This is a genomic window from Neobacillus sp. C211, from assembly GCF_051842875.1.
GTDB lineage: Bacteria > Bacillota > Bacilli > Bacillales > Cytobacillaceae > Neobacillus.
The window spans coordinates 1-22,249 of the sequence record NZ_JBPXRO010000053.1 but is presented as its reverse complement, the minus strand read 5'-3'; the positions used below and the strand labels follow the sequence as shown (position 1 = coordinate 22,249).

Genomic DNA, 22,249 nt, shown 5'->3' with positions numbered 1-22,249 from the left:
GGTGAATGGTTAAAGTTATTGTAGAAAATAAGAGGCTGTCGAAAGTTTCTCGACAGCCTGAGGCTGCATCGCAGCCTTTTTTACAAAATTATTTTAGTAAGTCATTCACTTCGTTGGCCACTCGTATTCCCGATTCAATTGCACCTTGTATCCAACCGTGGGTAAGTGAGGTATGTTCTCCAGCAAAGTGCACTCTTCCCTCAGGTGTAGAAATATAAGGATATAGCTCCGAATCCTGTCCAGGTTCAAAAGCAGTAAATGCTCCGCAAGAATAAGGATTCGTACTCCAGCTAAAGGATGTTCCTGTAACGAACTCTGAATAAACCTGATACCCAAAAATTTCTGCCAAGTTCATTAGAGCATATTGGATCAGCTCTCTTTCAGATAAGCTTTCCAATGTTAAAGCCTCATCTGCCCATGTGTAGCTCGCGATAACTACCGCAGGTCCGGTGGTGCCAATACCATAACTTGGGTAATATGAAAATCGAATCGGCAGATCCGTTATCGATTTACCACCCAATTGACCTACTTTTTCCCAAAACCTACTTTTAAACTCGATAGCGATCTTTGCTGAGGCCATATAATTGAGCTCGCGAATAGCTGTCCTTTTATTATAGGAAAAAGACTCATAAGGTTCGACTTTTACAAATCGTAAGGTTGAAAAGGGGATGGTCACAATCGCAAGATCACCAGTTATACTGAAACTCTCATCGGTTTTTTGGTGTTTGCAATGAATCGTTACATTGTTTTGAGATTGAGATATTTTCATCATCTTTTGGTTGAACAGAATATTCTGGTTTAATTGCGGCAGAAATGCTTTTGGCAATCGGTCCATGCCACCTGTTATTTCATAAAATTTCTTTGTTTCTGTTAAGATGATGAGCTCTCGTAATACTTCAATAAAAGTCATCCCCATATATGCTTCCAAATCAATGAGAACACCAATCATATCAATGGCACCGTTTGAAAAATAATAGTTTAAGAACGATCCAAACGCTATATTTCTATATTGTTTTTCTATTTGTGGCCAATTCTTTTCTGGATCTTGGTTAATGAAATTGATAATTGGTTGGATGACAGAAAACAAAAGTTCCTCAGACGATTTCCCTCTTTCATTTGGCACCACGGGGAATTTTAAAATGCTCGGATCCTTTTCAAATAGTTGAAGACGTGTTTTAATGCCATTTGCGAAGATGAGGTCGTTAGGGGTCCGGTTAATGAATAGATTTGTAGGCAACTTAAATTTATTAATATATTCAAAGGTTAAATGATGTTTTTCAGGAATTCGCATGGGTCCGGCATTAAAGTATAAGTGATCGCTAAAGGGAGCCCTTATGGTGTAAACACGTCCTCCAACTCGATCATTGGCTTCCAGAATAGTGACGTGATGTCCCGCCTCTTTTAATAAAGAGGCAGCGACGAGTCCAGCCATGCCTGCACCGATTATAAGAATATGTCTAGGAACTTGTGATGTTTTTAGACCATCCCTAATAATTTTGAGCATTTGATGATCAGTTAGTTGAACATTCATGTAATGTGGCATCCTCCCTTACCTTTCCAAAAAATGGCTTATTGCATTATATACAAATAAAAGGATGCATATGTGCTATTTTCACGTTTGGTGATTACTCTTTCTATCGAGAACACCTGTGGCTTCCGCGTAAGGATAATCAATCATTATTGTTTTTTTATACTAAAAGTATGTGCTATAACAAATTTAGATTAGAAAGATGTTCTTATTAAAAGGGGGGCAATGATACGTAGATAATAGTTAAACAGGAAAAAAGTTGTATATAGTCTTTTAAAGCAAACTAGGTTAACCTAATAGTAATAAAAATGCTATCATAATATATAAATGGGAAATTACTAATGCTAAGGAGAACTAGATGAAAACTAATGTTCTGTTTGACACTAATAAAATCGATCGTAAGGCATTGCCGTATTATTATGACTATGCAAAAATTGTTTCTACACTTCAGGAGAAACTAATAGACGAAGTTGGAATCGATTTTCACATGTACTCGGATGAAGATACCTCAAATGAGATTTGGGACATTCTTGAGGAAGATCTGAAAGAGGAGTCTCCGGAAGTACAATTGATTTGTCATATTTATAAAGAAGGCGAGACCAAAACGATCTCATCCAACCATACCGATAAAGCGATGGAGCTGATTGTTAAACCACGAATCACCAACGGACTTTTTTACTATCCGAATTATCAGGTTGCTTTGGCAAGATTGGTTATTTTTCAAAGTGACGGAGAAATGACTCGCGATTTTATTTTTGCCAAAAATGATGCATGCTTAGTTACCTTTTTGAAATATGTTCTTAAAAGAAAAAGAGATTATATTAAAAACTATGTGACTGTTTTTACGGATACAGAAGATGGGGTAGAAACAGAGATTGATAGTATTACGACTTTGGTAAGAAGAGAAGATGTATTTTTAGAGGATTCTTTAAAGAGAGAAATTTATCGATCGATTGACGAATTCTTTTCGGAAAGCGGTCAGTTTTTCAAAACGTATGATATTCCCTACAAACGCGGGATTCTTCTCTACGGAAAACCTGGTAATGGAAAGACCACTCTTGTGAAATCAATCGCCAGCAGCATTAATGCTCCGGTAGCTTATTGGCAGATCACTGAATTCACATCAAGCTATACGATCAAAGAGGTCTTTACGTCTGTATTAAAATTGACACCATTGGTTTTAGTCATTGAAGATATTGATTCCATGCCATCAAGTGTCCGGTCCGTCTTCCTGAACATTTTAGACGGTGCCACCTCGAAAGAAGGAATTTTCATTATCGGGACAACGAATTATCCTGAAAAAATAGATCCCGCCCTTATGAACCGCTCTGGCCGGTTTGACCGGGCATATGAGATCCATGTACCGACGAAGGAGCTTCGCTATCAGTATCTATTAAACAAGAATATCGCTCTAATTCTTTCAGAGGAAGAGATTCAGCAAGTTATTGATTCAACCAAGGATTTCTCTTATGCGCAGCTCAATGAATTGTATACATCGATTGCCCTTGAATGGCATTACGAACAGCAGGTTGATGTGAAGAGACTTTGTGCGGACTTAAAATTACTGCAGCAAAAACAACAAAAACAAGAATGGGACCACGCTCTCTCCTCTGCATCGATCGGATTTTCAGGGTTTGGAGATGATTAACTTTGATGTATTAATTCTAGTAAACCCAAAAGAAAGAGAAAATTGCTGATGAGAGTAATAGGGATTGATTTGTCCGGTCCAAGTAATCATAAAGATACTGTATTAACGGTATTTGAATTACAAGGTTGCCAATTAAATTTTATGAAGTTAATGAGGAATATTGGGGACCTGGACATTTTAAAAGAAATAGAGGCTCAAAGTCAAATAGATGAAGTAGTTATTGGTATAGATGCACCTTTATCTTATCAGGACGGCGGGGGAGATAGACTTGGTGATAAACAGTTGCGTCAGTTTATTGTTTCACTTGGGATGAAGCCTGGATCAATCATGCCGCCAACTTTAAATCGAATGGTTTATCTTACACTAAGAGGAATAAAGCTTAGTAGAGAAATCGGAAAACTAACTTCTAGTTATCCGATTTCCATTGTGGAAGTGCACCCAGGTGCAGTGATTGGTTCAAGACTCTCTCAAGAGGAATTGGAGTATGTTTTGAGTTACAAACAAAGTCTATTAGCGAGAAATTGGATTCGGAACTGGCTTGGTGAGCAAAAGTTAACTATGCTACCTGTTTTTATTGATGAGGAAAGTCATTTAATTGATGCCTGTGCAGCAGCATTAGGGGCATGGCATTGGAAGGATCCATCCTTGCAGCCAAAGTGGTCAATTCCTGCGAATCCTCCACTGCATCCATATGATTATTGTTGTTGATGGTTATTCTGCCACAGTACTAGATACTGTGGCGTTTTTTTGTCTGTACAGCGAGAGAATTGTATAATGCCCGTGGGGGGTTCAAATTAATCACAGACCGAATCTTCACTTACATACTTTAATATCATATAGGCAGGAGACGAAGGGAGATAATAATAATTTCCCTAAGTGAGTACGAAGGTAAAGGGGAGGGAAAAGGATGCAGCTTTTTTACACAGTCCGTCCTGATGATAACCTGTATCAGATTGCGAAGCGATGGGAGCACCCCTTACTATGTCGTTCAACCCGGGGACACATTGTTTCAAATTGCACGAAGATTTAACGTCATAACGGGTGGGCAAAACAATTATGAGCTAATTAGACAGATTAACCAGCTTCCAACCAATAATTTAAGTCCAGGAATGAAGTTGATTATTCCTTATGCACCTCCGGGGGACCGAGGAATGATTGCGTATACATCCAACCGAGGGGGAAGCTATGATTTATGGCTATATAATCCCGGCAATGGACAGAATTTACAGCTTACCAATGGTTTAGGAGAATCCACTTCGATTCCTTTTTGGTCCCCCGACAGCAGCAGTATCGCTTTCACAGGACGTAATGGAATTCTTTACGTTGTCCAAGTAGCTAATGGCTCCATTGCTCGTATTGATCGGTTTGCAGAAGCGGAAGGTCAATATTTAAGTTGGTCCACGGACAGTCAAAAATTAGCCTATTCGAAACAGAATGAAATAATCATGTATCATGTCTTCACACATTAATTCCAGCGAATAAACCAGTCAGGTACAACGGATGTCCAATGGTTTCCGAGTGGGACGGAGCTGCTGTATCAAGCACCCGATGGAGCAGGAATCAGTCAGCTTTTTCGGATTCAAACCGATGGAACCGGAAAGCGTCTAATTACTCAGAACACCGGTGGCCGATTGAATGATGTTCGTCTTTCCCCAAATGGGACATATATATTGTATACTTCTCCCGGAGCATGTATTTCCATAATTTATACCCTGGAACTTTCAACTGGAAGAGTAAATGAAGTGAGGGGGGGCCGCTTGCGAAAAACTATTTTCCGGTATGGCCGCCTGATTCATCATCCATCGCCTACAGTGCTACAGGTTAATTGAAGGGGTATTAATTAGATCTTTGCAATGGTCCCCGAGACCCATTTCTCCGCTGAGAAGGACCTATAAGAATCAAGTCTAAAATAGATAAGTTCAACCATTCCTTTTTTTGAGTAGAAAACAATTGTCCTATTTCATACATGAATGATAAAAAACAAGGAGGAATCTTCCAGTTTTAAATGATTTATTCTTTAGTTTAAATCTCGGCAATATTTTAATAGGAAGGACAAATCACTCTATTAAGCCATATAAAAGTATTCACTGAATTAATAGAATATTTTATTTATTTATCTCTTGTCAATTCTCTGAAAATTGCATATAATTAATTTTACCACTAGTAATAACTTGTTTTCCTCGCAGAAGTGTTTGCTACTAGATAAAATAAAAAATGAGTGCCCCACGTGTTTCGGGACACTCTTCTAATGTAAAAGAAATTCCTCATTGATTAGACTTTCACTATAATTAGTTAGATCGTTCTTCTAACCAGTCGGAAATGGTTGGATAAGTTATTTTTGTTGCTTGACTGCCATAAGTAATGGAGGTATGCCCGACAGGTAAAACTTTAAATTGTTTATCTTCACTAGAAATCTTGCTCATCAATGCTTCAACTTGATGCGGTGGGGCAATGAGGTCGTTTTTCCCAGCTAAGTTGAGCACATTTGCCTTGATATTTTCCAGTTTGACCTTTTGACCACGAATAACCATTTCACCTTTTATCAGTTTGTTTTTTTGATAAAAGTCTCTAATCCACTGACGGTAGGCTTCACCAGGGAATAAAATTCCGTCGTTTAACCATTTTCGCAGTAGTTTAAAGCTCTTTATGAAATTTTCATTGTCAGCACGCTCAACAAGACTAATAAATGGTCCAAAGTTGGTTCCAATTGGATTGATCATTTTATTTCCAAAGTCAATCATTTCTGGTGGAATCACACCAAGGGTTTCTACCACTTTATCAATATTAAAATATCGCTCATCTAACATCGCACCATATGCGCCGCTATTTTCAAAATCAAAAGGACTAGTCATAAAGACGAGGTTGCGGATTGGCAATTCAGGGTGTAATGCTGCAAATGCAGACGTGATCGTTCCACCCATGCAATAACCAAGGATCGATACTTCCTCAACATTAGATCTTCTCATTACTTTACGAACGGCACGTGGTATATAGTCCATAATATAATCATCCAGTTTCATATGTCTATCTTCGTAACCTGGTGTACCCCAGTCAAGAAGGTAAACATCAAACCCACGTTCAACCATAAATTCTATTAAACTACCACCTTTGGTAAGGTCCAATATATAAGGCTTATTAATTAGAGCATAAACAAATAGAAGTGGGGTTCTATGTTTTTTTGGTTGATCAGAAATATACCGATAGAGTTTTGCTTTATTTCTAGTCCAAACTAATTCCTTCGGTGTAGGTGCTACTTCGGGCTCGGCATCGGTCGTTAACACTTGAGATGCCCTAATTACACGTTGGTACATCTCTTGATACTTTTGAGGGGTAGCCTCTAGCATCTCATTCCATTCTTTTAGCATTTGAGCGTTAATAACTGTTCACTCCTTATATGATTTATTTACTCTTTTAATATATAAAGAAGGTTGTACATTCATGACACTTACATGTAAAGTCCACCGTTAATATTTAATTGCTGACCAGTAATATAGTCACCATCTTTACATAGGAAAACAACACCACGAGCGATTTCTTCTGGTTTGCCTAGGCGTTTTTGTGGTACTTTATCAACGATTCCTGCAAGAACTTTTTCAGGAATGGCTTGGACCATCTCGGTTCCAATAAATCCTGGGCAAATCGCATTAACTGTTACTTTACTTCTAGCAAGTTCAAGAGCGAGAGATTTAGTGTATCCAATTAGTCCTGCTTTTGCGGCAGCATAGTTGGTTTGTCCAAACCCGCCTGCTTGACCGATAATGGACGAAATGTTGATGATGCGGCCAGCATCTGATTCAAGAAGATAAGGTAATGCTGCAGATGTATTGTTGTAAACACTGTTTAAATTAACATCAATTACTTTTCTCCAATCTTCTTCTTTCAATTTTTTGAACGTGCTGTCTCTTGTAATTCCTGCATTATTAATCAGGATATCTAATTTACCATAATGGTTGATGGTTTCTTGTACAAGGTATGCTGCTTCATTACTTTCAGAAACATCTGCTTGAACAGCGTAAGCTTCTCCGCCAATTTCATTTATTTCTGCTACTACTTTATCTGCTAGTTCTTTACGAATATTATAGTTAATGACAACTTTCGCACCATTTTTAGCCAGTTCCAATGCAATTGATGCACCGATTCCTCTGCTGCCGCCTGTTACGATTGCTACTTTATCTTTTAATTCTGTCATTCTTTTCCACTCCCAATATATAGTAGTTGTTGTTGTAGTTGTTGTTATGCCAAAAGTTTTACATTTACATTTAAATTTATGTAATGCGTTTCTATTTCTTGGTTTCTACTGGTGTTTTTAACACATTAAGGATTTGGTTCAATTTTTGATCTAAATTCTTCATATCCTTTTTTAAATTCGACAATTCTGTTTTAAATGACTCTTGGTCTTGGTTATCCAAGTTCTCTTCTAATCTTTCTTCTAAATCATCTACTTTTGCATCGACATTGACAATCAGCGAAGAAATGTTAGCAATGTCATTTCGAGTTGGTACATTCATAAATTCTAAATATTTTACCGTTGACTCATCAATCATTTTTTTTAATTGAAGATTCATCTCCAATACCTGTCCCATGCCTTGAGAAGGGAAATCATTGCTTACTTTCTCATCGAATAACTTACTGGAGTGTGAATAAAGATCCTTCCACATTTCATAAAAATTAAAGTCTGTGCTCATTTTTTTCCTCCTACATTTGTTTTGTTGACCTATCCATCATACTAACTTCATCGAAATTTTAAAAGGTGAAAGATTAAAAATTATTAAAATACATTTCATCATTTTTTGACAAATTTCTCACTTTCTTGCGAATTGTAAAGTATTTTAACAAGAGTGATAATTAGCAATAATCCATCATAATATGGGTAAAAATGGATTTAATTTTGTCCAAAGCCTAGTTTCATCGCCACTTTTTTGTTTTGGATTTCTTTTCTCATTTGCCTAGGGATGCTGATGTTGTGCAAAGGTCTATCCTGAAAAGAAAAAAACGAGGTGATTTATTTTGGAGTTTAGTAAAAAGGTTGTGTTAATTACAGGTGGTGCACAGGGGATTGGAAAAGAAACGGCTAAACAATTTCTCCAAGAGGGTGCAAACGTCGTCATCTGTGATTATGATGAGTCGGCTGGTAAATCTGCATTAGAAGAATTGAATCATGAAAAAGTAGAATTTTATAAAGTCGATGTAACGGACAGCACCCAGATAGAAGAAATGGTTCAATCCACAATAGGTAAGCATGGCCGAATCGATATCTTAATTAACAATGCCGGAATTACACTTGATGGTTTTTTAACAAAGATGGAGGAATCGGATTGGGAAAGAGTCATTTCTGTCAATCTATCAGGTGTTTTTAAATGCACGAAGGCTGTAGCTCCTAATATGTTAAAGCAGGGGTCGGGCGTTATTCTTAACGCATCTTCCGTCGTTGGTTTATATGGAAATATTGGTCAAACAAATTATGCCGCGACAAAGGCGGGCGTCATTGGGCTGACGAAAAGCTGGGCAAAAGAATTTGGCCCTAAGGGGATCCGAGTCAATGCAGTTGCTCCAGGTTTCATTGAAACAGGTATGACTGCAGCGGTGCCAGATAAGGTGCTTCAATTTATGAAGGAAAAGACTCCGCTTAGGAAGCTTGGCAAACCAGAAGATATTGCCGCAGCATATGTATTCTTGGCTTCGGATAAGGCGAATTATATTAACGGAACCATCTTAAGTGTGGATGGCGGATTAGTTATTTAGACAATATAGCTGCAAATTGAGGGAGAAAATAATTATTTTCTCTCTTTTTGGTTTATTATGGTAACCACAATTACTAAATTGCTATATTACAATATATGGAGGTTCGGTCATAATCTTTTCGTTCATTTATTTGTTCAAATGCCAAGTTAGAATAAACTCGAAAATTGTTCTACAAAACATGTCAATTTACACGAAAGTTCGACAGAATTTTTTTGCCTGTTTTATTAATATTTTCAATCGATGTAATTACACCTTTTACTTTGCCAATAGTGGATTTTCTAGGCCTTTTTTAAAGGGGATAAACGTTGAATATGTCAGGTTAAGATCTTAATTTTTTTATAGCGATAAATAAAAAAACTCTGAATTTGTCGAATAGTTTGTCACGAAAAATACCGCGAAATGTAGTAAAATTTGTGAGGAATTATTATTTGAATACATAAATCACTTTTTGGGGGAAATCAGAATGACTGTAAATGAAGTTGTAATTGTAAGCGCAGTAAGGACAGCAATTGGTAGTTTTTTAGGGAGTTTAGAAAATGTTTCGGCTGTACAGTTAGGTTCTACTGTAATTAAAGCAGCTATTCAAAAAGCTGGAATTAATCCTAATGATGTAGATGAAGTGATTATGGGGAATGTTTTACAAGCAGGAGCTGGACAAAATCCGGCAAGACAAGCTTCTCTTGCTGCAGGTATTCCTCAAGAGGCACCAGCATTGACAATTAATAAGGTCTGTGGATCAGGATTAAAGGCTGTTCACTTGGCAACACAAGCGATTCTAGCTGGAGAGGCAGAAGTGGTTGTTGCAGGCGGTATGGAGAATATGAGTCAAGCTCCACATCTGTTAAAAGGCGGACGAAATGGATTTAAAATGGGCGATCAGAAAATTTTAGACAGTATGATTAAAGACGGATTATGGTGTGCAGAAAATGACTATCATATGGGAATTACAGCTGAAAATCTTGCTGAGAAATATGAAATCACACGTGCTGAACAAGATGAATTTGCAGCGTGGAGTCAGCAAAAGGCACAAGCAGCGATTGAATCCAATCGATTTGCTGATGAAATTGTCCCTGTTGAGGTACCTGGCCGTAAAGGACAAGTGACATTATTCAGCCAAGATGAGTTCCCACGGTTTGGAACGACTGCAGAAGGATTGGGTAAGCTTCGTCCTGCATTCAAAAAGGATGGATCTGTTACTGCTGCTAACTCTTCAGGAATTAATGATGGAGCGGCAGCATTTGTAGTGATGAGCCGTAAAAAGGCAGAGGAATTAGGCGTAACCCCTCTAGTAACAATTAAAGCAAACGCTACTGTAGGTGTGGATCCGAGTATTATGGGAATCGGTCCTGTCCCTGCAGTGAAAAAAGCTCTAAAAACAGCGTCTTTATCTTTAGAAGACATTGAATTAATTGAAGCAAACGAAGCATTTGCGGCACAATCGATTGCTGTAGATCGCGAGCTTCAATTTAATAAAGAAAAGTTAAATGTTAATGGTGGTGCGATTGCACTTGGTCACCCAATCGGTGCAAGTGGAGCAAGAATTTTGGTAACTTTAATTCATGAAATGAAGAAAAGAGAAAACCGCTATGGTTTAGCTACGTTATGTGTCGGTGGAGGACAAGGTGTAGCAACCATTATCGAAAATGTTAAGTAAGAATGAATAAAAATTGTAAAAAATGTCTTGGAGATAACTCCGAGGCATTTTTTTTCGAGGTAATTTTTACCTTAAATAAAAATAAAATGCATGGTGATGATATAGAAGTAATTTAAAACAACGGCTGTGTTAAAGGTAAAGATGATATTGTAACCTTGTTGATGGAGCGGAGGACGCGAGACTTCTCCGGGAACATGGACAGGGGAGACCCCGCAGGCGCTTTAGTGCCGAGGAGGCTCCCCGAACCCGCCCGCGGAAAGCGAAGCGCCTGAAGCGGAAATCAACAAACTAGTTTAACACAGCCGTAACAAAAGGAGAGAAACTCATGCCACAAATTGATGTAAATCAACTAAACCAAGCAAAAGCAAATGTAGCACTAACAGAAGAATTGTTAACAAAAGCAATTGAAAAAGCAAATTCCGATCCTACTCTCGCCCAGGAAGCGATGAAACAGGCATCAAACGAAATTTCGTCTGCTTTAACGGCCGTAACACAAGTACAAAACACATCTAAAGCCCAATCGACAGAATGATAAAATAGTTTTTCCAAATATTACTGTGTAAAAAGTTTTCCCATGCAAGGCTAGATACCTGATAAATCAAAGAACACCCCATAGAAATGGGGCGTTCTTTGTCAATATGACTGAAATCATCCTTCGATTTCAGTATGTTGAAATCCGTTTTTGGTGGCATACACTTCATACCATTTGTAATTTGGGGTTTTGAACCATTCGTACTGCGGCAAATAAACCAAATATCTTACATTGCCATCGGCATCAAACATTGTTTTAAATATTTTTACCGGTCCAATTCCAAATGTTTGATCTAAATAACGTTCCATGCCATCTCTGACAATATTTTTTTTATCTTCCTTTTCTTGCTTATGCAGCCTCATCAGCCCATCAATAAAAAGACTCAATAAGATTAGAGTAATAGTAATTAAAACGAATATTAGTAAATTGAACAAAAGAACAACCTCCTAAACTATTATGTATTGATTTCGATAAATAAATAGACTATGCCCCTTTTCTATTATAGATTCACTACGATTGTACATCCGATTGTTAAAAGAAGATGTGATGAAAAATACATATAAGCGACTTTCTTAAGAATTATTCGACTGTAATAAAGGAAAAAATAGATTTATGTCGAATTTTTACAAAACGGCAAAGGCAAATCTATTTAAGGGGGAATTAGATGATATTGGAAGCAGTTATGCTTAAGGTTAGACCGGGAATGGAAGAGGAGTATGAGGAAGCATTTCGTCAGGCATCAGAAATCATTGCATCTATGAAAGGTTACATATCTCACGAATTACAACGTTGTATAGAAGTTAAAGGGAAATATTTATTATTGGTAAAGTGGGAAACATTAGAAGACCATACAGTTGGGTTTAGGCAATCAAACGAGTATCAAGAATGGAAAAAACAGTTACATCGTTTTTATGACCCATTTCCAACTGTTGAACATTTTGAGAATATTCGACTTTGACACTTATTGGAATAGTTGAGGAAAAGGGCAGTTTACAGTTTAGGTATAACCATGTTAACTCAAGAAACGAAATAAGAGGCGGTCAATGTCAATCTACCCCAGAAACTCTGCCAGAGGGAAGAATTAGATTACATGAGAGATGGAAATGGACAGATACTGACCAAAGTGAGGGAGAATCCATTATTGAAGAAGTTAAATCATTATAAATAATATAAAGCAAGTAGTTTTATGAAAAATTCTATTCTCAATAGATAATATGCAAGATGAAGATTGGGCTCAAGTTCGAGAAATTTACCAAGAAGGAATTGCAACTGGAATTTAGGAATGAAAGTGAGTATAAACGAAGGATGAGGATTCCGCTTTTTTTAATATTTTCTTGTGTAAAATTGCATCTAAACTTCCAAAAGAATCCTATATCAATAAAAAAGCTTGCAGACTCATCTAGAAGCTAGATTGTGTCTGCAAGAATGAGGCTGCTGCCGGGAAAGGTTGTTTTACAATCCTTATTTCATACCATTAAAACTTACAGCTATTTGAGCTCCTACTACTGCATTGTTTTTAACTAAAGCAATGTTTGCATCTAGGCTCTTACCATCAGTTAATTCTTTCACCTTACCTAGTAAGAATGGCGTTACATTTTTACCGGATATGTGTTTTTCTTCTGCTTCCTTTAAAGCTGCATCAATTACATTAGTAATGGTTTTTTCATCCATGGCGAATTCTTCAGGGATTGGGTTGGCGATCACAGCTCCGCCTTTTAGGTTTATATCCCATTTAACTTTTAGCGTCGAGGCGATTGTTTCCGCATCGTCTGCACGGAAGTTCACTGAGAATTCACTATTACGCGTATAGAAGGCAGGGAGTACATCGGTTTGATAACCAATAACAGGTACGCCTTTTGTTTCAAGATATTCCATTGTTAACCCTAAATCTAGAATCGATTTGGCACCTGCACAAATGACGGCCACGTTTGTTTGTCCGAGTTCTTCTAGGTCTGCAGAGATATCCATGGTAGTCTCTGCACCGCGGTGAGCACCGCCAATACCACCAGTTACGAAGATATTAATTCCTGCAGCCTCGGCACAAATCATCGTTGCGGCTACTGTTGTTGCCCCCAGTTTTTTTGTAGCGAGTAAATAAGCTAAATCACGTCTAGATGCTTTTGCTACATCTGAACTCTTACCGAACATTTCTAGCTCTTCATCGGATAATCCAATTTTAATTTTTCCATCAACGATTGCAATTGTTGCCGGAACAGCGCCATTATCACGGATAATTTGTTCCACTTCACGTGCGGTTTTCACATTTTGTGGGTAGGGCATACCATGTGAGATAATTGTAGACTCTAAGGCAACGATTGGTTTTCCTTGTTCCTTGGCGATACGTACTTCTTCAGATAATGTAATGTATTGTTTCATGATAATTCCTCCATGTCTTTTTGTAGTTGTTCTGCTGATAAATCCTGTCTAACTGTATAAGATGATTGCAGTGTTTTAGAAGCATTCATACTCCCAGCTTTAGCAATTTCGACCAACGATTTACCTTCTAACCAAGAGTATATAACAGCAGAGGAAAAAGCGTCTCCCGCACCCGTTACATCGACGACTTCATTAATTTCAATAGAAGGTACATGAAAAATTCCTTCTTTTTTATTACCTATCATCGAGCCTTGTTTTCCATTAGTAATAACCACATTGGCTATCCCTAGTGCCAGCCATTTTTCTAATGCATTCTTCCAATCTTCCTCATTCTTGATTTCAGTTTGGAGGTAAGTTTCAGATTCATCTCGGTTCGTAATGAGCCATGCAACACCTTCTAAATTATCTGGTAATCGATTCATCTTTGGCGATGAAACGGGTATTAACACAATCGGTAAATCATGGCTATTTGCGAAATGACATAAGAATTGAACCGTTTCTTTCGGACAGTTTAAATCGACCATAATACATTTGGCGTGACTTAATTGTACGTCATGTTTAAGCAGTAAATCAGGTGTGATGGCCTCATACACTTCCATATCCGCTAACGCAATAACTAATTCTCCGCTTGAGTCTAAAACAGCCGTGTAGGAACCTGTTGATTTTTCAGGAAATTGGGTCACGGTTTCTAAGTTCATGTAAAGAGATGATGAATCTTCAATGACCGACCAGTCCTTATCGGCGCCGCATGTAGAAATAAGTGATACGTCCATTCCAAGTCGCCCTAGATTTTCAGCGATATTCCGGGCAACCCCGCCGGCATTCTGAGTGGCGTAAATAGGATTGGAAGTACCTAACTGGGCTTTGTCCTTGATATGGAATTTACGGTCAATATTAGCCCCGCCTATACAAATAACATGTTGTGATTCACTAAGAATATAAGCTCTGCCTAGAATATTACCTTTTTTAATTAAGCCAGAAATTATATTTGCAATGGAAGGCCTGGATAAGCCTAATATTTCAGCCAGTTCTTGCTGAGAAACATAGGGGTTCTTACGTATTAAATCGATAATCAATTGTTCTTTATCATTCATTCTTTCAGGCACAAACTCACCCCATTTAATCTTCCTAATCAGTACGATTACTTTGGACTAAAAGTTTTTAATTCTTTACGTGATTCAGGAACTTTTACATCACCTGATTTAATCTTTTCAACCCATTCTTTTATGGCAGCTTCAATTTCCGCTTTGTTTGTAGCTTTTGCATTGATAGGGGCTAAGCCAACACCATCTTCTGCTAAACCAAATAACGCAACTTCGCCGCCCGGGAAATTACCTTCTTTTGTTTTTGTTGCCAGGTCTTTAACAGCTACATCAACACGTTTTAAAGCAGATGTAAGAACCACATCTTTACCCATATCAGCTTGATCGCGGTCTACACCGATAGCCCAAATATCTTTGCCAGGGTCTTTTGCTTTTCGGTCATTTGCTTCTTTGAATAAACCAACACCAGTTCCCCCTGCGGAGTGGAAAATTACGTCCGCACCAGAAGAATACATTTTAGAAGCGATTGTTTGACCAAGTTCTGCCTTGTCAAACGCACCTGCATATTGCACGTCCACTTTTACCTCAGGTTTAGCAGCTTTAACCCCGGCTAAAAAACCAGATTCGAAACGTTCAACCACTGGAATTTCCATGCCGCCAATAAATCCAATATGGTTAGATTTTGTGGTTTTAGCCGCTGCTATTCCTGCAAGGAATCCAGCTTCTTGCTCTTTGAATAAAATACTAGCAACGTTAGGCTGCTTTACTTCAGCATCAACGATTGCAAATTTGGAATCTTTTTGCTGGGTTGCAATTTCCTCAACAGCTGCTGGCATCAAGAAGCCGATCGCATAAACTAAGTCAAATCCTTCACGAGCAAGTTTATTTAAGTTTGTTGTATAATCGGCATCCGATTTGGATTGAAGGTAATCGTAACCGCCTATACCTTTTTTCAAACCGTTTTCTTCGCCAAAACTTTTGAGACCTTCCCAAGATGATTGGTTAAATGATTTGTCATCAACACCACCGATATCAGTCACCATTGCAGCAGTGAAAGTTTGATCATTCCCACCGCCTTTGGCTGCTTCATCGACTTTGTTGTCATTACTTTTTCCACAAGCGCCTAACAGTGTACCTGCAGCAAGAACAAGTGATAGTGCCATTCCAACTTTTTGTTTTTTCAAAATATGTACCCCCTTATGATGTTTGTTGGTTAAGTAAAACGTCCTTATAAACTTTTGTTTAAAGACTAAACTTATGTTTGAATTATACATCCTGCCAGTAGTTAGGTCAACCTATTTTAGCCGAAACTAAACAAACCTTTGCACTGTGAAAAGGTTTGTTTTTTTGATGTGGAATCATCATCTTTAAAACAGATGCAGTGGTGCCATTTTTCTGCGGTAGTATTCAAAATGTCTGCGGTTTGTAGGGAATGGATCACCGTGTGATTGAGATAAAAGAATCCGACTGTAAATTAGAAGCAGCATTAAGCGGTACCTATTATGGACAAATCTCTTGTTACTACGGTAACTTTTGTCCATCATAAAGCTTATGAAAGACAAATCCCTTGCTACTACAGTAACTTTTGTCCATCATAAAGCTTACGAAAGACAAATCCCTTGCTACTGCGGTATCTTTTGTCCATCATAAAGCTTATGAAAGACAAATCGCTTGCTACTACGGTAACTTTTGTCCATCATTATTGTGCTCGCCACCATAGAAAAAAGGGGTCGACGTTAACAATTAGCGGTTAATCGTGCCCGTCACCAAATAAAAATAGTGTCGTCGGTAAAGATTAATGGTTATCAAAATCCGGTTCATTTAGACCTGAAACCAGTGCGTCTCGAGCGGCAACTAAACTTAGTTTAATGAAAAAGAGCTGCCCGTTAAGTCGATCATTGTCACCGCTTAACAGAATCGCTTGGTCAATATAGTTAATGGTATCTTCCGTCTTATCTAATGCCAGTGAGATACGGTTGTCGGATAGATGAATAAGGTGTTGGTTATCTTGGCTTTGGGGAACAATAGGGGCATTTGGAAAAACAGGATCACTAGGAAAATGAGTATCGAAAGGTAAAGCTTTCATGGCAAGATAAGCCTCTGTGAGATTATCGACGACATCTTGATAGAATTGTACTTTAATTGGATTTGGTGGTAAAGGAAATGCGGACATTTCTAAAAAAAGGATTAAGGCACTATCGGCAAATCGAATGGCCTGTACCGTGTAAGCCAAGGCTGTTCTAACATTTGAAACTAAGTTAGAATACATTTATTTCACTCCCAAACTGTTGAATTGTTTTAGTGTATGTAATTAAGACGAGCCCGTAAAGGACACTTAGGTAATTTTATTTGATCGAATTATTGAGATAATTAATTAGGTTGGAGGAATGATAGATATGTTAAAAATTCGAAACGTAAAAATGGAAGATTTACCTGAACTAATAGTAATTGAACATCTTTGCTTTTCAAAAGAAGAGGCTGCGACGAAGGAAGCATTTGAAAAACGCATTCAATTTATTTCAGATAGTTTTTTTGTAGCTGAAGAGGAGGGGGTGATTGCTGGTCTTGTTAATGGTCCTGTCATTAATCAAGCGCACATTACAGATGACCTCTATAGTGATATAAAGGAGAATCCTGTGTCTGGCGGGCATCAAAGTATTTTAGGATTAGCGGTGTCCCCGTATTTTCAAAAACGTGGTGTGGCATCAGCGTTACTTGCATATATAGAAACAGAAGCAAGTGCAAAAAAACGTGAGACGATGACTCTCACCTGTAAAGCTGACTTAATTCGCTTCTATGAAAACCATGGATACCTCAACAATGGGGTTTCAAGCTCCCACCATGGTGGAGTGATTTGGTACAACATGAGTAAAAAGTTAGGGTGAATGTTTGGGTGATTTTATTGACCATATAGAAAAAAATCTTACAGATAAAAGGCATGAAAAAAGACGATTCGAGACAGAATCGTCTTTTTGATTAGGATAAATTTATACATTAACCTTGGCTTTTCCGTGATTAGTACCTTTGTTGCTCATTTTTCTAGCAAAAAGTAAAAATATATAATCGCATTCAAAGGTAGGGATGTTTTTGGTTCATTAATTTCAGGGCTATACATACATATAAAGTAGGATGTGAGAAAAGGGATAACATCAATTGGGTGAATGAGGGACAAGCACCGGAAGTATAGAATTTGAACTGAGAAGCTTGAAGTAAAAAAAGTGTTGGAAAGGGAGAAAAAATGGAATTTCTACAGGAAATTATCAATAGCTATAGTTCATTTTTTTCATTAGAAGCTTTTGAAAAGGTATTTTCTAATCCAGCTAGTTGGGGAGTCATTGGGACACTTGTTGTTCTTGAAGGGCTATTATCTGCCGATAACGCCCTTGTTTTAGCTATTTTAGTGAAAAAATTACCTAAAGATCAACGAAAGAAAGCCCTATTCTACGGTATTTTTGGTGCGTATTTTTTCCGAATTTTAGCCATAGGTGTAGGAGTTACTTTAATTAATATTGGTTGGATAAAAATTGTCGGTGGTCATTACTTACTTTGGATTGTCATTCAAAACTTTATCAAGAATAATGAAGGCGAAGATGAAGTCCCGAATAAAAAAATGGGATTTTGGAGAACGGTGTTAACGGTTGAGTTAATGGACATTGCCTTTAGTTTGGACAGTGTAATTGCGGCATTTGGAGTTTCTAATCAAGAGTGGGTCCTCTTTCTAGGTGGTGTGATCGGGATTTTAATGATGCGAGGGGTAGCTCAACTATTTCTAACATTGATTGAAAAGGTTCCTGAAGTGGAAACTACCGCGTTCATCTTAATTGCGATAATCGCGATAAAAATGATCATTTCTGCATTTGGATACCAATTAGACGAATTTGTTTTCTTTTCCATATTAATTGCGGTATTCTCAGGTACATTCCTAGTTCATGCAGTCAGGAAAAATTCCGGAAAAGAAAAAACCCTTTAATTTAAAATAATCAAGCTCAAAAGATCAGGAATCCTGGTCTTTTTTTAGTGGTAGAAAGAAAAGCAATTATTTCATAGAATCCATGTATTTCTGTATACAAATATTTCGGAAGTGAAAATAAATGAACAGTATGTTATTATTAACCAAAATAAAATGATCATTGGTAAGGAAAAAAATGGTACTAATTTGATCAAACATTGGAGATGGAATGCATGCTAAACTGGAAGCGGAATTTATGGGTACTTTGGATTGGGGTCTTCTTTACAGCCGCAAGCTTTTCCATGGTCATTCCCTTTTTACCAATTTTTCTTCTGCAAATAGGTGTGCACGAACATACGGAAATGTGGTCAGGATTATTATTTAGTTCCGCCTTTTTTGCAGGAGCGATTGCATCCCCGTTTTGGGGGAGGATGGCAGATAAGTACGGAAGAAAACCGATGATTATCCGTGCAGGATTTGTCCTCTTTGTCATCTATACGTTAATGGCTTTTGTTACAAATCCCTATGAAATATTAGTTCTACGCATTTTGCAAGGATTACTTAGTGGATTCATTCCTGGTTCAATCGCTTTGATAGGGACCAATACTCCTAATAATAAAGTAGGGTATGCCCTTTCCTTGATTTCTACCGCATCAGCATCAGGAACGATTCTTGGTCCCTTGTTAGGAGGAGGAATTTCTCATTTAGTCGGTAATCGCTTGGCCTTTGCTACTGCAGGCATGATTGTTTTTATTGCCACACTCCTTATCATCTTTTGGGTAGTTGAGGAAAATTTTACTCCGAGTAAGGTTCGGGGTTCTATTAAGACTGACTTTAAAGTAGCATTGTCCAATCGCCCTTTTTTACTCGTCCTTATTCTAACTGTTCTCACTAGCTGTTCTGTCATGACGATTGAGCCCGTGCTCCCTTTATATATCGTGAAACTGGGTGGGTCGTCTGAAAATGCCTCATTATTAGCGGGTGTAGTGTTCTCTCTGCCTGGAATCGCTAGTGCTCTTTTTGCTCCATTATGGGGGAAATGGGCGGACAAAGTTGGATTTCAACGTGTTTTATTTATCGGGTTATTGGGCGGCGGATTAGGAACATTTGCTCAAGTTTTATTTAGTGAGATTTGGGGATTTTCGTTCATTCGCTTTGTATTTGGGATATTTTTCTGTGCAGTCTTCCCAGCGTTAAATGGGCTCGTTGTAAAATCGACCCCAGAGGATTTCCGTGGCAGAGCATTTAGTTTGAATCAAACCGCTAACCAACTAGGCGGGATGATTGGGCCGATTATTGGAGGATTCCTCGGTGGAATGTTCCCGGTTCAAAGTGTTTTTATCGTAACAGGTATCTTATTATTAATTGCTACCAGTATGGCTTTTTGGAATGGTAATAATTTAAACAGTAGGGCGCTAAAGAGAAAAGCACTTTCCTGAATGATTCATAGATTATAAGCCCTCTTATCTATTGCGGATGAGAGGGTTTTTTGTGTTAAATTAGAAGCATAGAAGATTTATAAATAACTTGGCGCAATAGCTGATTTACATAAAAGGATGTGTAGGAATGTCTAATGAAATAAAAGAAAATAACACTAATCTTAAAAAATTTAGTGCGGACTGTGAAAATTGTTTTGGACTATGCTGTGTTGCGCTGCCCTATGCAAAATCGGCTGATTTTGCATTTGATAAAGAAGCAGGTACTCCTTGTCCCAATTTACAATCAGATTATCGTTGTGGTATCCATAAAAATCTCAGAAAAGAAGGATTTAGAGGCTGTGTTGGATATGAATGCTTTGGTGCAGGTCAAAAGGTATCACAAGTGACATACTATGGAAGGGATTGGCGGGATGACCCAGCCATAGCTAAAGAAATGTTTAATATATTTCCAATTATGCAACAACTTCACGAGATGCTTTGTTACTTAAATGAAGCGCTTAGCTTAGAAGATGCACAGCCTATCCATAAAGATTTGCAGTCAGTACTAGAAGAAACGGAGCATCTTACCCATCTGAATCCAAAATCTATCATAGAGCTTAATGTACAAGCGCATCGAGTGGACGTTAATGATTTACTTCTCCGTACTAGTGAACTTGTCCGTGCTAAAGTTTCACCTAAGAATGACAAAAGAAGGGGGAAAGACCTTTTTGGTGCAAAATTAAAAGGCGTTGACCTAAGGGGAGCTAATTTAAGAGGAGCGTTGCTAATTGCGGCGGATCTCCGGAAATCTGATATGAGAGTAACAGATCTGATTGGTGCAGACTTTAGAGATGCTGATATACGTGGTGCTGATCTCACCGGAAGTATCTTTCTCACACAAGCACAAGTCAATTCGGCATTGGGAGATAGTACTACCAAATTACCATCTGCTTTAAGAATTCCAGATCATTGGATAAAAGTTGGGTAATAACATGCATTTTGTACGCATATATAAAGACCACCTGAAATGTAAAGGGATACTGCAGGCTACATGGGAATAAGGAAACACGGTTAATGCTAACCGTGTTTATTTACAATAGGGGTAATTGACTTTTAAGTATATTAGCAGTCGTGATGTTTATTAAGATGCAGTGGAGGTGGGATAAGCCAGCCTTTTTCTTTGTTCAACCGAAGGACTTTTGCTCCTAACACTGCCTTTTGGTTATGGAATTGACCATACATCATGGCAACATCTTCCCGAATGGACTTACCAATAACCTGGCTGCAAGCTACTAAGCCAGCAGCAAGATCAGCAGAAAGTGTCGCTGCAATGGCTGGATCCGGGATTCTTGCTCCAACCGGTATTTCTTCTAAACATGCTTCAGGAGGCTCAGGAGCAGCTGGTGGTAAACCAATACCATTTTCTTTTAAAAGTTCTTCCACTTGTTTCTTTTGTTGCTGGCAGGTTTCAATTGCTTCAACTAATAACTTTTTTAGATCATCGTCCCCTGTATGGTTTAACATCGTTTGATAACCAGCAATCATACTATTTCCAACTAATTGTGAAGACCAGATATCGAAAACTTCACCATAGTGCAATGGCTCTTCTCTAGGATTTCCACTTAAAATTCCCATTGTTGCCCTCCTCAGTGTATAAGTTATTTTATTCATATCCAAGTGCCACCTTTCGTTTAAGCACAGCACATATATATATTGTCCGATTCATCGAAAATTAATGTGATTCTTTATAATGAAGAAATAAATTCTTGTTCGAATCACCGCATCTTTTTCTGCTGATTGGTTAAATTAATAGGCACTTTAAGAGTGGTGGTGAAAACATGACTAAACGGAATATAAAAACAAAATCAGGGCTACAAAGTGCAAAAAGTCTAACTAGTTCTGAATTTGCTTCCGAAATGAAACCGCAGAACAAAAAAGCTGAAAAAACACGGCCAACCACATAGATTTTATATAAATATTCAGTTTGAGTAAGCGCTAGAGATTTCCTCTAGCGCTTTACAATTGTTTGGATGATTTTAATTTTAGGTCATGGAATATACGGTTCGGTTTTAGCAAAAAACAGGATCTTAATTGGTCTCATTTGGAAAACATTTCTATTGAAGTGATCGTAAAGAGGATGTTATTATATCAAAGTTCCCTTTTGAGGTGGTCAAAAATATTAAATTTTTATTGACACCGATGCGGAAAATGTGATATATTATTTTTCACTTTTTAAAAAACACTATTTATAAGCTTTTTATTAGTATCAATCTTTTAAAAATGGATATATTTTTTAATTGATAAATTAATAGAAATGCGATATGATAGATTTTGTCGCTTCTTTAATAAGCGAATTTGT

Annotated in this window: 22 protein-coding genes; 12 read left to right on the top strand and 10 right to left on the bottom strand. The window is 37.8% G+C overall.

Translation table 11 applies throughout. The features are described 5' to 3' along the window. Positions 1-88: 88 nt before the first annotated feature. Entirely contained in the window at positions 89-1,531 is a 1,443-nt protein-coding gene (locus ACSU6B_RS27880) for a flavin monoamine oxidase family protein (protein ID WP_410889642.1), read from the bottom strand. A gap of 355 nt (positions 1,532-1,886) precedes the next feature. Here ACSU6B_RS27880 and ACSU6B_RS27875 point away from each other — a divergent pair, with 355 nt between their 5' ends. The 3 genes from ACSU6B_RS27875 to ACSU6B_RS27865 all read left to right on the top strand — a co-directional run bounded on the left by ACSU6B_RS27875 (position 1,887) and on the right by ACSU6B_RS27865 (position 4,645). Further along, entirely contained in the window at positions 1,887-3,176 is a 1,290-nt protein-coding gene (locus tag ACSU6B_RS27875) for an AAA family ATPase (RefSeq protein ID WP_410889640.1), read from the top strand. Between the two features lie 48 nt (positions 3,177-3,224). After that, complete coding sequence (locus ACSU6B_RS27870) at positions 3,225-3,884, top strand: DUF429 domain-containing protein (RefSeq protein WP_410889638.1); 660 nt, start codon at positions 3,225-3,227, stop codon at positions 3,882-3,884. A gap of 296 nt (positions 3,885-4,180) precedes the next feature. Continuing rightward, positions 4,181-4,645 carry a LysM peptidoglycan-binding domain-containing protein gene (locus ACSU6B_RS27865; RefSeq protein WP_410889636.1) on the top strand — a complete coding sequence of 155 codons (465 nt, stop codon included), beginning with the start codon at positions 4,181-4,183 and terminating at the stop codon, positions 4,643-4,645. Positions 4,646-5,464: 819 nt separating this feature from the next. Here ACSU6B_RS27865 and phaC read toward each other — a convergent pair. From phaC to ACSU6B_RS27850, 3 genes are all read right to left on the bottom strand, one after another. Next, positions 5,465-6,541, bottom strand: a complete 1,077-nt coding sequence (gene phaC / locus ACSU6B_RS27860; protein ID WP_215008019.1) for a class III poly(R)-hydroxyalkanoic acid synthase subunit PhaC — start codon at positions 6,539-6,541, stop codon at positions 5,465-5,467. Positions 6,542-6,621: 80 nt separating this feature from the next. Further along, complete coding sequence (locus ACSU6B_RS27855; protein WP_215008016.1) at positions 6,622-7,365, bottom strand: 3-oxoacyl-ACP reductase; 744 nt, start codon at positions 7,363-7,365, stop codon at positions 6,622-6,624. A 91-nt stretch (positions 7,366-7,456) separates the two neighbouring features. Continuing rightward, positions 7,457-7,861: a polyhydroxyalkanoic acid synthase subunit PhaR gene (locus tag ACSU6B_RS27850; protein ID WP_168244181.1), complete on the bottom strand. Its 405-nt coding sequence runs from the start codon at positions 7,859-7,861 to the stop codon at positions 7,457-7,459. A 322-nt stretch (positions 7,862-8,183) separates the two neighbouring features. Between ACSU6B_RS27850 and fabG the strand changes: the two genes are divergently transcribed. The 3 genes from fabG to ACSU6B_RS27835 all read left to right on the top strand — a co-directional run bounded on the left by fabG (position 8,184) and on the right by ACSU6B_RS27835 (position 11,104). Further along, on the top strand, positions 8,184-8,918 hold the full coding sequence (gene fabG, locus ACSU6B_RS27845) for a 3-oxoacyl-[acyl-carrier-protein] reductase (protein WP_215008014.1): 735 nt from the start codon (positions 8,184-8,186) through the stop codon (positions 8,916-8,918). A 463-nt stretch (positions 8,919-9,381) separates the two neighbouring features. Next, positions 9,382-10,572, top strand: a complete 1,191-nt coding sequence (locus ACSU6B_RS27840; protein WP_215008012.1) for an acetyl-CoA C-acetyltransferase — start codon at positions 9,382-9,384, stop codon at positions 10,570-10,572. A 325-nt stretch (positions 10,573-10,897) separates the two neighbouring features. After that, on the top strand, positions 10,898-11,104 hold the full coding sequence (locus ACSU6B_RS27835) for a hypothetical protein (protein ID WP_168244179.1): 207 nt from the start codon (positions 10,898-10,900) through the stop codon (positions 11,102-11,104). A 116-nt stretch (positions 11,105-11,220) separates the two neighbouring features. Here ACSU6B_RS27835 and ACSU6B_RS27830 read toward each other — a convergent pair whose 3' ends face one another. Beyond that, positions 11,221-11,538, bottom strand: a complete 318-nt coding sequence (locus ACSU6B_RS27830) for a hypothetical protein (RefSeq protein ID WP_410889634.1) — start codon at positions 11,536-11,538, stop codon at positions 11,221-11,223. 230 nt (positions 11,539-11,768) lie between these two features. Here ACSU6B_RS27830 and ACSU6B_RS27825 point away from each other — a divergent pair, with 230 nt between their 5' ends. Continuing rightward, complete coding sequence (locus tag ACSU6B_RS27825; RefSeq protein WP_410889633.1) at positions 11,769-12,062, top strand: antibiotic biosynthesis monooxygenase family protein; 294 nt, start codon at positions 11,769-11,771, stop codon at positions 12,060-12,062. A 503-nt stretch (positions 12,063-12,565) separates the two neighbouring features. On the opposite strand, the gene ACSU6B_RS27820 is transcribed toward ACSU6B_RS27825, so the two are convergent. From ACSU6B_RS27820 to ACSU6B_RS27805, 4 genes are all read right to left on the bottom strand, one after another. Continuing rightward, the gene (locus ACSU6B_RS27820) at positions 12,566-13,480 is read right to left on the bottom strand and encodes a pseudouridine-5'-phosphate glycosidase (RefSeq protein WP_410889632.1); all 915 of its coding nucleotides are present in this window, start codon (positions 13,478-13,480) and stop codon (positions 12,566-12,568) included. Continuing rightward, complete coding sequence (locus tag ACSU6B_RS27815) at positions 13,477-14,574, bottom strand: carbohydrate kinase (RefSeq protein WP_410889644.1); 1,098 nt, start codon at positions 14,572-14,574, stop codon at positions 13,477-13,479. The genes ACSU6B_RS27820 and ACSU6B_RS27815 overlap by 4 nt, the downstream gene beginning before the upstream one ends. Before the next feature lie 47 nt (positions 14,575-14,621). Then, positions 14,622-15,707, bottom strand: coding sequence for a BMP family lipoprotein (locus tag ACSU6B_RS27810; RefSeq protein WP_410889630.1), 1,086 nt, complete (start codon positions 15,705-15,707; stop codon positions 14,622-14,624). Positions 15,708-16,318: 611 nt separating this feature from the next. Beyond that, entirely contained in the window at positions 16,319-16,792 is a 474-nt protein-coding gene (locus tag ACSU6B_RS27805) for a hypothetical protein (protein WP_410889629.1), read from the bottom strand. A 127-nt stretch (positions 16,793-16,919) separates the two neighbouring features. Here ACSU6B_RS27805 and ACSU6B_RS27800 point away from each other — a divergent pair, with 127 nt between their 5' ends. The 4 genes from ACSU6B_RS27800 to ACSU6B_RS27785 all read left to right on the top strand — a co-directional run bounded on the left by ACSU6B_RS27800 (position 16,920) and on the right by ACSU6B_RS27785 (position 20,878). Further along, positions 16,920-17,408, top strand: coding sequence for a GNAT family N-acetyltransferase (locus ACSU6B_RS27800; RefSeq protein ID WP_410889627.1), 489 nt, complete (start codon positions 16,920-16,922; stop codon positions 17,406-17,408). Between the two features lie 353 nt (positions 17,409-17,761). After that, the gene (locus ACSU6B_RS27795; protein WP_215007995.1) at positions 17,762-18,493 is read left to right on the top strand and encodes a DUF475 domain-containing protein; all 732 of its coding nucleotides are present in this window, start codon (positions 17,762-17,764) and stop codon (positions 18,491-18,493) included. A 212-nt stretch (positions 18,494-18,705) separates the two neighbouring features. Further along, positions 18,706-19,911 carry an MFS transporter gene (locus tag ACSU6B_RS27790; protein ID WP_215007992.1) on the top strand — a complete coding sequence of 402 codons (1,206 nt, stop codon included), beginning with the start codon at positions 18,706-18,708 and terminating at the stop codon, positions 19,909-19,911. Positions 19,912-20,038: 127 nt separating this feature from the next. Further along, positions 20,039-20,878 carry a pentapeptide repeat-containing protein gene (locus tag ACSU6B_RS27785; RefSeq protein WP_410889624.1) on the top strand — a complete coding sequence of 280 codons (840 nt, stop codon included), beginning with the start codon at positions 20,039-20,041 and terminating at the stop codon, positions 20,876-20,878. Between the two features lie 134 nt (positions 20,879-21,012). Here the strand turns inward: ACSU6B_RS27785 and ACSU6B_RS27780 are convergent, their stop codons facing one another. Further along, complete coding sequence (locus ACSU6B_RS27780) at positions 21,013-21,525, bottom strand: DUF3231 family protein (protein WP_410889623.1); 513 nt, start codon at positions 21,523-21,525, stop codon at positions 21,013-21,015. Between the two features lie 203 nt (positions 21,526-21,728). Between ACSU6B_RS27780 and ACSU6B_RS27775 the strand changes: the two genes are divergently transcribed. Then, entirely contained in the window at positions 21,729-21,854 is a 126-nt protein-coding gene (locus ACSU6B_RS27775; protein ID WP_285289276.1) for a hypothetical protein, read from the top strand. The last annotated feature ends 395 nt before the right edge of the window (positions 21,855-22,249 follow it).